Below are 13,786 nucleotides of genomic sequence, written 5' to 3' on the forward strand. Positions count from 1 at the left end.
CGAATCTTCGCGAAGGTTACGTCCCCTTCGTCTAGTGGCCTAGGACACCGCCCTTTCACGGCGGTAACAGGGGTTCGAGTCCCCTAGGGGACGCCATTTTTACCCGCGTTTTGCGGGACTTTAAAGGCTCATTCGCTTATTGAATGGGCCTTTTGTTTTTCTATCTCCCTCAAAAAATACTCACCGATAAGCGGTGTGCCTTTGCGCTTGCAAAAAATTATTATAGGCATAATATTTCGAGCATCATATTTTCACGGTGAGTGGCGCAATGAGCGACAAGAAGACCAGGACCCGCGAACGAATCCTCAAGGCGGCGCGCAGTGCGTTGATCCAGCACGGTCCGGCTGAGCCCAGTGTCAGCCAGGTCATGGGAGCCGCCGGCCTTACTGTCGGTGGCTTTTATTCCCACTTCGAAAGTAAGGATGAGCTGATGCTCGAGGCGTTCCGCCAATTGCTCAGCGAGCGCAGGGCCTTGCTGTCGCAGGTCGATCCCAGCCTCGACGGCGCGGGTCGGCGAGCCCTGGCGAGTGCCTTCTACCTGTCGCGCAAGCACCGTGACGCCGAGGTGGATGCTTGTCCGCTACCCAATGCGCTGAGCGAGATGCAGCGCTTGCCAGAGGCCTTCCGCGAAGTGCTGGCCGAGCACATCGAGTTGATGACCGCGGCCATGGTCGATTGCCCCGAGGATGCCGACAAGGCCCTGGCCGATCTGGCCCTGATGATTGGCGGCCTGGCGCTGGCCCGTTCCCTGGGCGCAGGCGAGTTGTCCGACCGTATTCTGCGTGCCGCCAAATCGGCGGTTATCTGAACCTGTGACCGGGAGCAAGGCGATGACTTCCTTGAACTGGATTCGTGGCGTCAATGGCACTCTTGGCCATCTGGCCCCTGAACATGTTGCTGGCAAGATGCGCCGAGCCTTCATGACGCCGCGCAACCTTCCGCCCCGGGAGTGGGAGTTGCCCCTGCTGGCGAGTGCCGAGCGGATCACCTTGCGCTTCGGTTTGTCCGCCTTGCGCTGGGGCAAGGGCCCCACGGTATTGTTGATGCACGGTTGGGAAGGGCGCCCGACCCAGTTTGCCGCCTTGATCGACACGCTGGTGCAGGCAGGGCACACGGTGGTTTCGCTGGAAGGGCCGGGTCACGGTCGTTCTCCAGGGGAGCAGGCGAACGTGGTGCTGTTTGCCCGTGCATTGCTGGAGGCGGCAGCCGAATTGCCGCCCTTGAGCGCCGTGATCGGTCACTCCATGGGCGGCGCCAGTGTCATGCTGGCGCTGCAAATGGGGTTGCGCACCGATGCCGCGGTCAGCATCGCGGCTCCAGCGCGCATGCTTGGCGTCTTGCGCGGCTTCGCCAACCGCCTGGGCATGCCCGCGCGTGCCAGGGCTGCGTTCATTCGCCAGGTCGAACGGGACGTCGGTATGCAGGTCGCACGCCTGGATGTCAGTGGCTATCAATTGGAGGTGCCGGGCCTGGTGGTTCATGCCGCTGATGATGAGCTGGTGCCCGCTGGCGAAGCCCATCTGATCCACAAGGCCTGGTTCGACAGCCGTCTGTTGCTGCCGGAAACCGGTGGCCACCAGCGCGTGCTGGCCGACCCGCGCCTGAGCCAGGCCGTGCTCGAATTGCTGGCCCGTGCCGGCGCGCCGGCACGGCAAAGCGCCTGAACTTCCATTACACTCTGCCCCATCACTGACATCGGGAGCGGGCATGAGCTGGGACTTGGCAACGCCATTCATCATCGATCTGCGGGTCGGCAGCGAGGACATCGACGGCCTCGGTCACGCCAACAACGCGGTCTACGTTACCTGGCTCGAGCGTTGCGCCTGGCGCCACTCCCAGCGCCTGGGCCTGGACCTGGCGGAATACCGGCGCCTGGACCGGGCCATGGCAGTGGTGCGGCATGAAATCGACTACCTCGCCGCCGCGTACGAAGATGACGAGCTGCAACTGGCCACCTGGATCATCGATTGGGACCAGCGCCTGCGCATGACCCGGCGCTTCCAGCTCAAGCGCCCGCGTGATGGCGTGACCCTGCTGCGCGCGCAGACCACCTTTGCCTGCATCGAGCTGTCCAGCGGCAAACCCAAGCGCATGCCGGCCGAGTTCATCGACGGTTACGCCCCGGCGCTGATCGGTGCCTGAACCGGCGTCGTTTTTTGCTAGACTGCCGGCTTTTCTCGCCGAGTCCCCGAAATGCAAATTGCCCTGGCCCCCATGGAGGGGCTGGTCGACAACATCCTGCGCGACGTCCTGACCCGAGTGGGCGGCATCGATTGGTGCGTCACCGAGTTCATCCGTGTGTGCGACCGCCTGCTGCCAGCCTCGTCGTTCGACAAGCTCGCACCTGAACTGCGCCAGGGTGCGCGCACCGCTGCCGGCGTGCCGATGCGCGTGCAGCTGCTTGGGTCCGACCCCGTCTGCCTGGCCGAGAATGCGGCGCTGGCGTGCGAGCTGGGAGCGCCGGTGATCGACCTGAACTTCGGCTGCCCGGCCAAGACCGTGAACAAGTCGCGTGGTGGGGCGGTGCTGCTCAAGGAGCCGGAGTTGCTGCACGCCATCGTGCGTGAAGTGCGGCGGGCGGTGCCAGCGCATATCCCGGTCACCTCGAAGATGCGCCTGGGCTTCGATACCCCGGATGGGGCGCTGGAGTGCGCCACGGCGCTGGCCGAAGGGGGGTCGGCGCACTTGGTGGTGCATGCGCGAACCAAGGTCGAGGGCTACAAGCCGCCGGCGCACTGGGAGTGGGTGGCGCGGGTGCAGGACGTGGTCAAGGTGCCGGTGTTCGCCAATGGCGAGATCTGGACCGTCGACGACTGGCGGCGTTGCCGTGAGGTCAGCGGTGCCGAGGACATCATGCTCGGTCGCGGGCTGGTGTCGCGACCGGACCTGGCCTTGCAGATCGCTGCCGCGCGAGACGGGCGAGACTATCAGCCGATGAGTTGGGAAGCGCTGTTGCCCTTGCTGCGCGAGTTCTGGCGCCAAGCCCAGGCCAAGCTGTCGCCGCGCTATGCGCCGGGGCGGATGAAGCAGTGGCTGGCGATGCTGACGCGCAGTTACCCCGAGGCGGTGGTGCTTTTTGCCGAGTTGCGCAGGGAAGATGACTGTGCGCGGATCAGCCGGTTGCTTGGGGTTGAGGTGCGGGCATACGAGGAATGTGTGGCCTGAACCGGCCTCATCGCCGGCAAGCCGGCTCCCACAGGTACCCCGCTGCCTTCAGCCAATGTGTTGTACCTGTGGGGGCGGGCTTGTCCCGCGAACGATCTGGTGATGCCACTGCAAAATTTTTTGCCCGTCGCCCTTGAAAGCCATCTCCTGAGCCCTATTTATTCAGTACGCGATGCCGAAGTCGGGTCGCGTAATGACTCACTTGCTGAATTTCAGGAGTTTATGACCATGACCAGCGCTTTCTCTCTCGCTCCACTGTTCCGCCATTCCGTTGGCTTCGACCGTTTCAACGACCTGTTCGAATCCGCGGCACGTAACGAGGCGGGTAGCAGCTACCCTCCCTACAACGTGGAAAAACATGGCGAAGACCACTATCGCATCGTGGTGGCCGCAGCCGGCTTCCAAGAGCAGGATCTCGACCTGCAGGTTGAAAAAGGCGTCCTGACCGTCATCGGCGGCAAGCGCGAAAACGGTGCCGGGGAAGTGACCTACCTGCACCAGGGCATTGCCCAGCGCGCCTTCAAGCTGTCGTTCCGCCTGGCTGACCATATCGAGGTCAAGTCCGCGGGTCTGGCCAACGGCCTGCTCAGCATCGACCTGCTGCGCATCGTGCCGGAAGAAGCCAAGGCCAAGCGCATCCCGATCAATGGCGACAAGCCAGCGCTGAACTGAGTTTGGCGTGATGCAAAAAAGGGCACCTGCGAAGGTGCCCTTTTTGCGTTCAATAATCAGCCGGTGCCTCCAGCAGCATCTGCCTGAACTCCGGCAGCGGCAGCGGCCGGCTGTGCAGGTAGCCCTGGTACAGGTGGCAGCCCAGCTGCTCCAGAAACTCCAGCTGCTCGGTCAATTCCACGCCCTCTGCGATTACCGCCAGGTCCAGGCTGCGCGCCATGGCCACGATGGCACGGACGATCTCGGCGTCGTTTGGGTCTTCCGGGGCGTCACGGACGAAAGTCTGGTCGATTTTCAGGGCGTCCACCGGCAAGCGCTTGAGGTAGGTGAGCGATGAATAGCCGGTACCGAAGTCATCCATGGCGAAGCTCACCCCATAGCGCTTGAGTTCGCGCATCTTGCTGATGGTGTCTTCCAGGTTCTGGATCACGATGCCTTCGGTGATCTCCAGCTTGAGCATGTGCCGCGGCAGGCGGTAATCGTCCAGGCTGCGCAACACCCGTTCGACGAAATCGTTCTGGCGGAACTGCCGTGGGCTGATGTTCACGCACAGGCTGAAATAATCGGCATCGATCAGTCCGTCTTCCAGCATGCGGGCGCAGGCATCGCAAGCTTCGTCGAGTATCCAGCTGCCAACTTCAAGGATCAGCCCGCTTTCCTCCAGCACTTGAATGAACTGGGCAGGCGGTTGCTGGCCCAGTTGCGGGTGGTGCCAGCGCAGCAGCACTTCGGCGCCGACGATACGGTTGTCGCGGGCGTCCACCTGGGGTTGGAAGTGCAGGGCCAGTTCGCCGCGGGCCAACGCCAGGCGCAGGTCGCTTTCCATGCGCAGGCGCTCGCTGGCGGCCTTTTGCATGGTGGTGTGGAACAGCTGGGTAGTGTTGCGCCCCGAGTCCTTGGCCCGGTACAAGGCGATGTCGGCGCGCTTTAGCAAGTCGGCCGGCGTGACGCCGTGGTCGGGAATCAGCGCCACGCCGATGCTGGGCGTTACCTGCAGGCGCTGGCCGTCCAGCGACATGGGTTCGGCCAGCAGTTGGCGCAGGGTATCGGCCAGCTCGCGAACCTTGATCTCGACCGATTCGCGGCTGCCCTCCAGGCCGCTCAACAGCACCACGAACTCGTCACCGCCCAGCCGCGCCACGGTGTCTTCCAGGCGCACGCTGGCTTCCAGGCGCGCGGTGATGATCTTCAGCACCGTGTCGCCCACCGGGTGCCCGAGTGAATCGTTGATGTGCTTGAAGTGGTCCAGGTCAAGGAACAGCAGGGCACCGCGCAGGTTATGGCGGCGCAACAGGGCGATCTGCTGGCTAAGGCGGTCCATCAGCAGGGCGCGGTTGGGCAGGTTGGTCAGCGGGTCGTGGTAGGCCAGGTGGCGAATCTGCGCCTGGGCGTTCTTCAGCTGGCTGACGTCGCGGGCGGTGAGCAGCAGGCAGTCGACCTCGTTGAGGCTGATCGGCTCCACTGACACTTCCACGGTAAGGATGTCGCCGCGCTTGTTGCGCCCGAGCATCTCCCGGTGGTGTACCCGGCCACGCTCCTTGAGTTCGGCAAGCAGGGCGCTGCGCTGCTTGTCGTCCGCCCAGATGCCCAGTTCGAAGACGCTGCGGCCCACCACCTCGGCGCTGCTGTAGCCGGTCAGGCGGCAGAACCCATCGTTCACTTCCACATAGCGGCCGCTGTGGCGCTCGGTGATGGTGATGGCGTCGGGGCTGGAGTGAAAGGCCTTGGCGAATTTCTCCTCGCTTGACTTCAGGGCGGCTTCCGCCCGTTGCTGCTGGGTGATGTCGCGCAGGGTGGTGACGCTGCAGGGCTGGTCGTCGACGCTGATCAGCCGGCTGGCGATCACGCAGGTCAAGGCGAAGCCGTCGCGATGGTTGACCACCACGCCCACGTTGCTTAGCGCCTGCTCGCGGATGACCCGCTCGATGCGCCTGGCGCGTTCGATGGACTCGGCCCACAGGCCAATTTCCTCGGCGGTGCGGCCGATCACCTGCTCGGCGCTCCAGCCGAACGTCTGGGTGAATGCCGGGTTGATCTCGATGAACTGCCCGGTGTCCTGGCGGGTCACGCAGATCGGATCGGGGCTGACCTGGAACAGGCTGGCGAACTTCTCTTCCGAGGCGCTCAGGCGCAGCTCGCGCTCCACCTGTTCGGTAATGTCGAGCAGGGTGCCGGCCATGCGCAGCGGGTTGCCCTGTTCATCGCGGTAGAGGCGGGCACGGCTCTCGATGTAACGCGAAGCGCCGTTTTCCAGCTGTACGCGGTAGGTGATCTGGTAGTTGCCGGCCGGGCCTTCGCGCAGGCTGCGGTAAGCCTGGCGCATCGCATCGCGCTCTTCGTTCGGCACCCCTTCGAAGAACGCGTCGAAGGATTCATGGAAGGGGATCGGGTCAAGGCCGTGCAATTGCGCAGCCCGCGCCGAGCCATAGAGCATGCCGCTGGGTATGTGCCAATCCCAGGTGCCCAGTTGCGCCGAGTCCAGGGCCAGGTCCAGGCGTTCCTGGCTGTCCTTGAGCGCCTGCTCGGCGCGCTTGCGCTCGGAGGTGTCGACGAAGGTGCTGAGCAGGAAGGTCACGCCCTCCAGTTCGATGCCCTGGGTGCAGAGGATGCCGTCGTGCAGCTTGCCGTTGCTGGCGCGAAACTGCACCTCCATGCTCAGCGGGCCGCCACTGGGGCGGGTCGATTCCAGTATCTGCTGACGCTGCTCGGGGTGCACCCACAGCCCCAACTCCAGGCTGGTCTTGCCGATCACATGGCTGCCGGGCCAGCCGAACATGTCTTCGAAGTGCTGGTTCACTTCGAAGATCATGCCGTCGTGGCGCCGGGTCAGCAGGATGGCGTTGGGGCTCAGGTGAAACAGGGTGGCGAAGCGCTTTTCCGAGTTGATCAGCGCGGTTTCCCGTTCGCGTTGGCGGGTGATTTCGCGGATCACCCCGATCATCTGGCGCCGGCCGTGGCGGTCGTGGGTCAGGCTGCCGTTGATTTCCAGCCAGTGCAGGCTGCCATCCGGCCAGCGGATGCGGTGGCGCATCGTGCGCTCCACCGGTTCGCCATTGACCACGGCTTGAAACAGTTGGCGGGTGCGGGCACGGTCCTCTTCGGGCAGCAGGTCGAGGTAGTCGATGGCATTGGGCAATGGCCGCTGAGGGTCGAACCCGAACAGGGCCTGGGTGCCGCGAGACCAGCTGACCCGGCCGGATTCGATATCCCATAGCCAGGCACCCAGGCGCGCGGCATTGAGCGCGGCCAGCAGCTGTGGCGCGTTCTGCCAGGCCTGCTCGGATTCCTGGGGGTCGGCCGCAGGGATACGCGGCAGGCGCGGAAAGCGGTTTGCTGATTTGGGCATTTGATACCAGACCTTTGGCGTTTGACGCGTCCTTGAGTTGGAAATGCCGAGCTAACGACCGGTCAGGCGGAACCTGCGTGGCTGTCGAGCAAGGCCATGAAGGCCCTGGCCGCATTCGATAGCGTTCGCTCCGTGTGCAGAATGTAGCCTAGCTGGCGTGACAGCTGTATGCCGGGTAAAGCGATGGGTGCAACCTGATCGTCCAGCATGGTGCGCGGGAGCACGCTCCAGGCCAGGCCGATGGACACCATCATCTTGATGGTTTCCAGGTAGTTGGTGCTCATGGCGATGTTCGGCGTCAGTCCCTGGCTTTCGAACAGGCGCTGGACGATATGGTGGGTGAAGGTATTGCCCCCGGGAAACACCGCCGGGTGGCGCGCCACGTCGGCCAGGCTGACCCGCTGGTTGCTGGCCAGCGGGTGTTCGGGTGCGGCGACGAAATCCAGGGCGTCGTCCCATACCGGGACGGCCTTGACCAGGTGATGGGGCTCGGGTGCCAGGGTGATGACGGCCATTTCGGCGCGACCATGGAGAATTTCGTCGTAGGCCGCTTCCGAATCCAGGAACTGAATATCCAACGCCACCGACGGGTACTGCCGCGTAAAAGCCCGTAACAGTGGGGGTAAACGGTGCAAACCGATGTGATGGCTGGTGGCCAGGGTCAGGCGACCGCTCACTTCCCCGGTCAAATTGGTCAGCGCCCGGCGAGTATCATCGAGCACATTGAGAATCTGGTAGGCACGCGGCAGCAATGCCCTGCCAGCCTCGGTCAGGGTGACTTCGCGGCCCAGGCGATCGAACAGGCGTACATCCAGTTGCTGCTCCAGCCCGGCGATGCGTTTGCTGATGGCTGGCTGGGTCAGGAACAGGCGTTCAGCGGCTCCAGAAAAGCTGCCGGTTTCGGCAATGGCGATGAAAGCGCTGAGGTTGGCCAGGTCCATGATGTCGAATTCCCGTTGGTTATCCAAAGCATAAAAATTATGAATTTGAGTTATTCAATGTATAGCCCTAGGATCGTCCGTACAAGCCAAGGGGTCTTTGGCATAGAAAGACGCTGATGAGGAACAGTCTGATGGCTGGCAAAACGCTCTACGACAAACTCTGGGAAACGCATGAGGTCAAGCGCCGTGATGACGGCTCGTCCTTGATCTACATCGACCGCCATATCATTCACGAAGTGACCTCGCCCCAGGCTTTCGAAGGCCTGCGTCTGGCCAACCGCCAGCCATGGCGCATCGACGCCAACATCGCCACGCCCGACCATAACGTGCCGACCACGCCGGAGCGCAAGGGCGGTATCGAGGCCATCGTCGACCAGGTGTCGCGCCTGCAGGTGCAGACCCTCGATGAAAACTGTGACGAATATGGCATCGTCGAATTCAAGATGAATGACGTGCGCCAGGGCATCGTCCACGTCATCAGCCCGGAGCAGGGCGCTACCTTGCCAGGCATGACCGTGGTCTGCGGCGATTCGCACACCTCCACCCACGGCGCCTTCGGTGCCTTGGCCCACGGCATCGGCACGTCCGAGGTCGAGCACGTGCTCGCCACCCAGTGCCTGGTCGCCAAGAAGATGAAGAACATGCTGGTGCGCGTCGAAGGCCAGTTGCCTGCCGGTGTCACCGCCAAGGACATCGTCCTCGCCGTGATCGGCAAGATCGGCACCGCCGGTGGCAACGGCCACGCCATGGAATTCGCCGGCAGCGCCATTCGCGAGTTGTCGATGGAAGGCCGCATGACCATTTGCAACATGTCCATCGAAGCCGGTGCCCGCGTCGGCCTGGTGGCGGTCGACGACACCACCATCGCCTATGTCGAAGGCCGCCCCTATGCGCCCAAGGGCGAGCAGTGGAAACAGGCCGCCCAGGACTGGAAAAGCCTGGTTTCGGACGCCGATGCGGTGTTCGACACCGTGGTCGAACTGGATGCCGCGCAGATCAAGCCGCAAGTCAGCTGGGGCACGTCGCCCGAGATGGTCCTCGCTGTCGACCAGCGCGTGCCGGACCCGGCAGCCGAACCCGACCTGATCAAGCGTGGCTCGATTGAGCGCGCCCTCAAGTACATGGGCCTCGCCGCCAACCAGGCGATCACCGATATCAAGCTCGACCGCGTGTTCATCGGTTCGTGCACCAACTCGCGCATCGAAGACCTGCGCGCTGCCGCCGAAATCGCCAAGGGCCGCAAGGTCGCGGCCAACGTCAAGCAGGCGTTGGTGGTGCCGGGCTCTGGCCTGGTCAAGGCCCAGGCCGAACGCGAAGGGCTGGACAAGATCTTCCTCGAAGCCGGTTTCGAATGGCGTGAGCCGGGTTGCTCGATGTGCCTGGCCATGAACCCGGACCGCCTGGAAAGCGGCGAGCACTGCGCGTCCACTTCCAACCGCAACTTCGAAGGCCGTCAGGGCGCCGGTGGCCGTACTCACCTGGTCAGCCCGGCCATGGCCGCCGCCGCCGCGGTAACCGGCCACTTCATCGATGTCCGCGAGTTGATCCAAGGGAGCGCAGCATGAAAGCCTTTACCCAGCACACTGGCCTCGTCGCGCCGTTGGACCGTGCCAACGTCGACACCGACCAGATCATCCCCAAGCAGTTCCTTAAGTCGATCAAGCGCACCGGCTTCGGCCCTAACCTGTTCGACGAATGGCGTTACCTGGATGTGGGCCAGCCCTACCAGGACAACAGCAAGCGCCCGTTGAACGAGGAGTTCGTGCTCAACCACGCGCGCTACCAGGGTGCCAGCGTGCTGTTGGCACGGGAGAACTTCGGCTGTGGTTCGAGCCGCGAGCACGCACCATGGGCGCTGGACGAGTACGGTTTCCGTAGCGTGATCGCGCCGAGCTTCGCCGATATCTTCTTCAACAACAGCTTCAAGAACGGCCTGCTGCCGATCATCCTCAGCGATGAAGAAGTCGACGAGTTGTTCAAGCAGGTCGAAGCCAACCCGGGCTACCAGCTGACCATCGACCTGCAGGCGCAGGCGGTGACCCGCCCGGATGGCAAGGTGCTGCACTTCGAGATCGACGCCTTCCGCAAGCACTGCCTGCTCAATGGCTTCGACGACATTGGCCTGACCTTGCAGGACAGCGATGCGATCAAGGCCTTCGAGCAGAAGCACCGTGCCGGGCAGCCGTGGCTGTTTCGGGATGCCTGAATGATGTAGGTGGGTTTGCTGGCCTCATCGCCGGCAAGCCGGCTCCCACAAGTACTGCACAGGCCTTTGAGGCTGCGCGATCTCTGTGGGAGCCGGCTTGCCGGCGATAGCGGCCGTACAAGCAACCCCAAACCAGAAGGAACACCCCATGACCAGCACCACCCACACCGATGTGGTCCAACGCCAGTTCGGCGAGCAGGCCAGTGCCTACCTCAGCAGCGCCGTGCACGCCCAGGGCCGCGAATTCGCCCTGCTGCAGGCCGAGCTGGCAGGGCAGGGCAGCGCCCGCGTGCTGGACCTGGGCTGTGGTGCCGGTCACGTCAGCTTCCACGTCGCACCGCTGGTGGCCGAAGTGGTCGCCTACGACCTGTCGCAAGCGATGCTCGACGTGGTCGCCAGCGCCGCTGCCGAGCGTGGCCTGGGCAACATTCGCACCGAACGTGGAGCCGCCGAACGCCTGCCGTTCGCTGACGCTTCGTTCGATTTCGTTTTCAGCCGCTACTCGGCGCACCACTGGAGCGACCTGGGCCTGGCCCTGCGCGAGGTACGCCGGGTGCTCAAGCCGGGTGGCGTGGCGGCGTTCATCGACGTGATGTCGCCAGGCAGCCCGTTGCTCGACACGTACCTGCAGACCGTTGAAGTGCTGCGCGATACCAGCCACGTACGCGATTACTCTGCCGCCGAGTGGCAGCGCCAGGTCAGCGAGGCTGGCCTGCATGTGCGCAGTCATGCTCGCCAGCCGTTGCGCCTGGAATTCTCCAGCTGGGTCGAGCGCATGCGCACCCCTGAACCCATGCGCACGGCCATCCGCCAGTTGCAGCAGGCCATGGGCGAGGAAGTGCGCCAGTATTACCAGATCGAAGACGATGGCTCGTTCAGCACCGATGTGCTGGTGTTGTGGGCCGAGCGCTGAGTATATTTCGGCGTGGCCAGCAGGGCCGCGCCGCTTGAATGGATAGAGGAAAGCATGAGCAAGCAGATTCTGATTCTCCCAGGTGATGGTATTGGCCCGGAAATCATGGCCGAAGCGGTCAAGGTGCTGGAGCTGGCCAACGACAAGTTCCAGCTCGGCTTCAGCCTGGAGCACGATGTGATCGGCGGCGCTGCCATCGACAAGCACGGCGTGCCCCTGGCCGACGAAACCCTGGAGCGTGCGCGCAAGGCCGATGCCGTGCTGCTGGGCGCCGTCGGTGGCCCGAAATGGGACAAGATCGAGCGTGACATCCGCCCGGAGCGCGGTCTGCTGAAGATCCGTTCGCAACTGGGCCTGTTCGCCAACCTGCGCCCGGCCATCCTCTACCCGCAACTGGCCGATGCCTCCTCGCTGAAGCCGGAAATCGTCTCGGGCCTGGATATCCTCATCGTCCGCGAGCTGACCGGCGGCATCTACTTCGGTGCGCCACGCGGCCAGCGTGAACTCGAAGGCGGCGAGCGCCAGGCCTATGACACCCTGCCTTACAGCGAAAGCGAAGTGCGCCGCATCGCCCGTGTCGGCTTCGACATGGCCCGTGTGCGCGGCAAGAAGTTGTGCTCGGTGGACAAGGCCAACGTGCTCGCTTCCAGCCAGCTGTGGCGTGAAGTGGTCGAAGACGTGGCCAAGGACTACCCGGACGTCGAGCTCAGCCACATGTACGTCGACAACGCCGCCATGCAGCTGGTGCGCGCACCCAAGCAGTTCGACGTGGTGGTGACCGACAACATGTTCGGTGACATTCTGTCGGATGAGGCTTCCATGCTCACCGGTTCCATCGGCATGCTGCCTTCGGCGTCGCTGGATGCCAACAACAAGGGCATGTACGAGCCTTGCCACGGTTCGGCGCCGGACATCGCCGGACAGGGTATCGCCAACCCGTTGGCGACCATCCTGTCGGTGTCGATGATGCTGCGTTACAGCTTCAACCAGCACGCCGCGGCCGAAGCCATCGAGCAGGCGGTGAGCCTGGTGTTGGACCAGGGCCTGCGCACCGGTGACATCTGGTCGGCAGGCTGCAGCAAAGTTGGTACGCAGGAAATGGGCGACGCAGTAGTCGCAGCGCTGCGGAATCTGTAATCTCTCTGGCCCGCCACCGTTTTTGGTCGGTGGCGGCCCACTTTTAGCAAAGGTGTAGTTGCGATGAAACGTGTAGGTCTGATCGGTTGGCGCGGTATGGTCGGTTCCGTGCTCATGCAGCGGATGCTGGAGGAGCAGGACTTCGACCTTATCGAGCCGGTGTTCTTCACCACCTCCAATGTCGGTGGCCAGGGTCCGAACGTGGGCAAGGATATTGCTCCGCTCAAGGACGCTTATTCGATCGAAGAGCTCAAGACCCTCGACGTGATCCTGACCTGTCAGGGCGGCGACTACACCAACGAGGTCTTCCCCAAGCTGCGTGAAGCCGGCTGGCAGGGCTACTGGATCGACGCCGCCTCGTCGCTGCGTATGCAGGATGACGCGGTGATCGTGCTGGACCCGGTCAACCGCAAGGTGATCGACCAGCAGCTCGATGCCGGTACCAAGAACTACATCGGCGGCAACTGCACCGTCAGCCTGATGCTGATGGGCCTGGGTGGCCTGTTCGAAGCGGGCCTGGTCGAGTGGATGAGCGCCATGACCTACCAGGCGGCATCCGGTGCTGGCGCGCAGAACATGCGCGAGCTGATCAAGCAGATGGGCGGCATCCACGCCGCTGTCGCCGATGACCTGGCCAACCCGGCCAGCGCCATCCTTGACATCGACCGCAAGGTTGCCGAAGCCATGCGTGGCGAAGCGTTCCCGACCGAGAACTTCGGCGTGCCGCTGGCCGGCAGCCTGATCCCGTGGATCGACAAGGAACTGCCGAACGGGCAGAGCCGTGAAGAGTGGAAGGCCCAGGCCGAGACCAACAAGATCCTCGGTCGCTTCAAGAACCCGATCCCGGTCGATGGTATCTGTGTGCGCATCGGCGCCATGCGCTGCCACAGCCAGGCGCTGACCATCAAGCTGAACAAGGATGTGCCACTGGCCGACATCGAAGGCATGATCAGCCAGCACAACCCTTGGGTGAAACTGGTGCCGAACCAGCGCGAGATCAGCATGCAGGAGCTGGCGCCGACCAAGGTGACAGGTACCCTGAATATCCCGGTGGGCCGTCTGCGCAAGCTGAACATGGGCTCCCAGTACCTGGGTGCATTCACTGTTGGCGACCAGTTGCTGTGGGGTGCTGCCGAGCCGCTGCGCCGTATGCTGCGGATTCTGCTGGAGCGTTGATCGCTCTGGTTTGACCGAAAACCCGCGCTGGTGACAGTGCGGGTTTTTTTATTATTTGCGCTTGCGCTTGTGCTTGCTCTTGCTCTTGCTCTTGCTTCTAAGTGCGCGGTAGTTCAGGCGCCGCCAATTGCGACTTCAGGAGGCCGAGCGGAGGTCTTGCGGAGGGAGGCGACGGGCATGGATGCCCGTCGAGCGCTGGGCCCCAGGATGGGGCCTGCAGCGCGGTCCTC

12 protein-coding genes and 1 tRNA gene are annotated in these 13,786 nt (G+C 63.5%); 11 read left to right on the top strand and 2 right to left on the bottom strand.

Annotated features, from left to right (window positions below; translation table 11 throughout):
* The first annotated feature begins 20 nt into the window (after nt 1-20).
* From ACIPZB_RS23330 to ACIPZB_RS23355, 6 genes are all read left to right on the top strand, one after another.
* Nucleotides 21-96: transfer RNA gene (locus ACIPZB_RS23330), tRNA-Glu, on the top strand.
* Between the two features lie 172 nt (nt 97-268).
* The gene (locus ACIPZB_RS23335) at nt 269-808 is read left to right on the top strand and encodes a TetR/AcrR family transcriptional regulator (RefSeq protein WP_400642904.1); all 540 of its coding nucleotides are present in this window, start codon (nt 269-271) and stop codon (nt 806-808) included.
* A 22-nt stretch (nt 809-830) separates the two neighbouring features.
* The gene (locus ACIPZB_RS23340) at nt 831-1,664 is read left to right on the top strand and encodes an alpha/beta fold hydrolase (protein ID WP_400642906.1); all 834 of its coding nucleotides are present in this window, start codon (nt 831-833) and stop codon (nt 1,662-1,664) included.
* Nucleotides 1,665-1,707: 43 nt separating this feature from the next.
* Complete coding sequence (locus tag ACIPZB_RS23345) at nt 1,708-2,142, top strand: thioesterase family protein (protein ID WP_008100296.1); 435 nt, start codon at nt 1,708-1,710, stop codon at nt 2,140-2,142.
* Between the two features lie 51 nt (nt 2,143-2,193).
* Nucleotides 2,194-3,165 carry a tRNA dihydrouridine synthase gene (locus ACIPZB_RS23350; RefSeq protein ID WP_400642908.1) on the top strand — a complete coding sequence of 324 codons (972 nt, stop codon included), beginning with the start codon at nt 2,194-2,196 and terminating at the stop codon, nt 3,163-3,165.
* A 228-nt stretch (nt 3,166-3,393) separates the two neighbouring features.
* Nucleotides 3,394-3,837 carry an Hsp20 family protein gene (locus ACIPZB_RS23355; protein WP_008100299.1) on the top strand — a complete coding sequence of 148 codons (444 nt, stop codon included), beginning with the start codon at nt 3,394-3,396 and terminating at the stop codon, nt 3,835-3,837.
* A 49-nt stretch (nt 3,838-3,886) separates the two neighbouring features.
* Here ACIPZB_RS23355 and ACIPZB_RS23360 read toward each other — a convergent pair whose 3' ends face one another.
* A complete protein-coding gene (locus ACIPZB_RS23360) occupies nt 3,887-7,183 on the bottom strand; it encodes a PAS domain S-box protein (RefSeq protein WP_400642910.1) in 3,297 nt (1,098 codons plus the stop codon).
* 62 nt (nt 7,184-7,245) lie between these two features.
* Nucleotides 7,246-8,124: a LysR family transcriptional regulator gene (locus tag ACIPZB_RS23365; RefSeq protein ID WP_400642911.1), complete on the bottom strand. Its 879-nt coding sequence runs from the start codon at nt 8,122-8,124 to the stop codon at nt 7,246-7,248.
* 131 nt (nt 8,125-8,255) lie between these two features.
* Here ACIPZB_RS23365 and leuC point away from each other — a divergent pair, with 131 nt between their 5' ends.
* The 5 genes from leuC to asd all read left to right on the top strand — a co-directional run bounded on the left by leuC (nt 8,256) and on the right by asd (nt 13,556).
* Nucleotides 8,256-9,689: a 3-isopropylmalate dehydratase large subunit gene (gene leuC, locus ACIPZB_RS23370; RefSeq protein WP_008100305.1), complete on the top strand. Its 1,434-nt coding sequence runs from the start codon at nt 8,256-8,258 to the stop codon at nt 9,687-9,689.
* On the top strand, nt 9,686-10,330 hold the full coding sequence (gene leuD, locus ACIPZB_RS23375) for a 3-isopropylmalate dehydratase small subunit (RefSeq protein WP_008100308.1): 645 nt from the start codon (nt 9,686-9,688) through the stop codon (nt 10,328-10,330). The genes leuC and leuD overlap by 4 nt, the downstream gene beginning before the upstream one ends.
* A 148-nt stretch (nt 10,331-10,478) precedes the next feature.
* Nucleotides 10,479-11,243, top strand: coding sequence for a class I SAM-dependent methyltransferase (locus tag ACIPZB_RS23380; protein WP_400642912.1), 765 nt, complete (start codon nt 10,479-10,481; stop codon nt 11,241-11,243).
* 54 nt (nt 11,244-11,297) lie between these two features.
* Complete coding sequence (gene leuB, locus ACIPZB_RS23385; RefSeq protein WP_400642913.1) at nt 11,298-12,380, top strand: 3-isopropylmalate dehydrogenase; 1,083 nt, start codon at nt 11,298-11,300, stop codon at nt 12,378-12,380.
* Between the two features lie 63 nt (nt 12,381-12,443).
* Nucleotides 12,444-13,556, top strand: coding sequence for an aspartate-semialdehyde dehydrogenase (asd, locus tag ACIPZB_RS23390; protein ID WP_400642914.1), 1,113 nt, complete (start codon nt 12,444-12,446; stop codon nt 13,554-13,556).
* Nucleotides 13,557-13,786: the final 230 nt, after the last annotated feature.

This window comes from Pseudomonas sp. NPDC089396 (genome assembly GCF_044749545.1).
Taxonomy (GTDB): Bacteria; Pseudomonadota; Gammaproteobacteria; order Pseudomonadales; family Pseudomonadaceae; genus Aquipseudomonas.

Excerpts from the sequence above, each read along its gene's own strand:
- ACIPZB_RS23335 (WP_400642904.1), top strand. The coding sequence starts at position 269 with ATGAGCGACAAGAAGACCAGGACCCGCGAACGAATCCTCAAGGCGGCG.
- ACIPZB_RS23350 (WP_400642908.1), top strand. The coding sequence starts at position 2,194 with ATGCAAATTGCCCTGGCCCCCATGGAGGGGCTGGTCGACAACATCCTG.
- asd (WP_400642914.1), top strand. The coding sequence starts at position 12,444 with ATGAAACGTGTAGGTCTGATCGGTTGGCGCGGTATGGTCGGTTCCGTG.
- ACIPZB_RS23380 (WP_400642912.1), top strand. The coding sequence starts at position 10,479 with ATGACCAGCACCACCCACACCGATGTGGTCCAACGCCAGTTCGGCGAG.
- ACIPZB_RS23345 (WP_008100296.1), top strand. The coding sequence starts at position 1,708 with ATGAGCTGGGACTTGGCAACGCCATTCATCATCGATCTGCGGGTCGGC.
- leuB (WP_400642913.1), top strand. The coding sequence starts at position 11,298 with ATGAGCAAGCAGATTCTGATTCTCCCAGGTGATGGTATTGGCCCGGAA.
- ACIPZB_RS23365 (WP_400642911.1), bottom strand. The coding sequence starts at position 8,124 with ATGGACCTGGCCAACCTCAGCGCTTTCATCGCCATTGCCGAAACCGGC.
- ACIPZB_RS23340 (WP_400642906.1), top strand. The coding sequence starts at position 831 with ATGACTTCCTTGAACTGGATTCGTGGCGTCAATGGCACTCTTGGCCAT.
- ACIPZB_RS23355 (WP_008100299.1), top strand. The coding sequence starts at position 3,394 with ATGACCAGCGCTTTCTCTCTCGCTCCACTGTTCCGCCATTCCGTTGGC.
- ACIPZB_RS23360 (WP_400642910.1), bottom strand. The coding sequence starts at position 7,183 with ATGCCCAAATCAGCAAACCGCTTTCCGCGCCTGCCGCGTATCCCTGCG.
- leuD (WP_008100308.1), top strand. The coding sequence starts at position 9,686 with ATGAAAGCCTTTACCCAGCACACTGGCCTCGTCGCGCCGTTGGACCGT.
- leuC (WP_008100305.1), top strand. The coding sequence starts at position 8,256 with ATGGCTGGCAAAACGCTCTACGACAAACTCTGGGAAACGCATGAGGTC.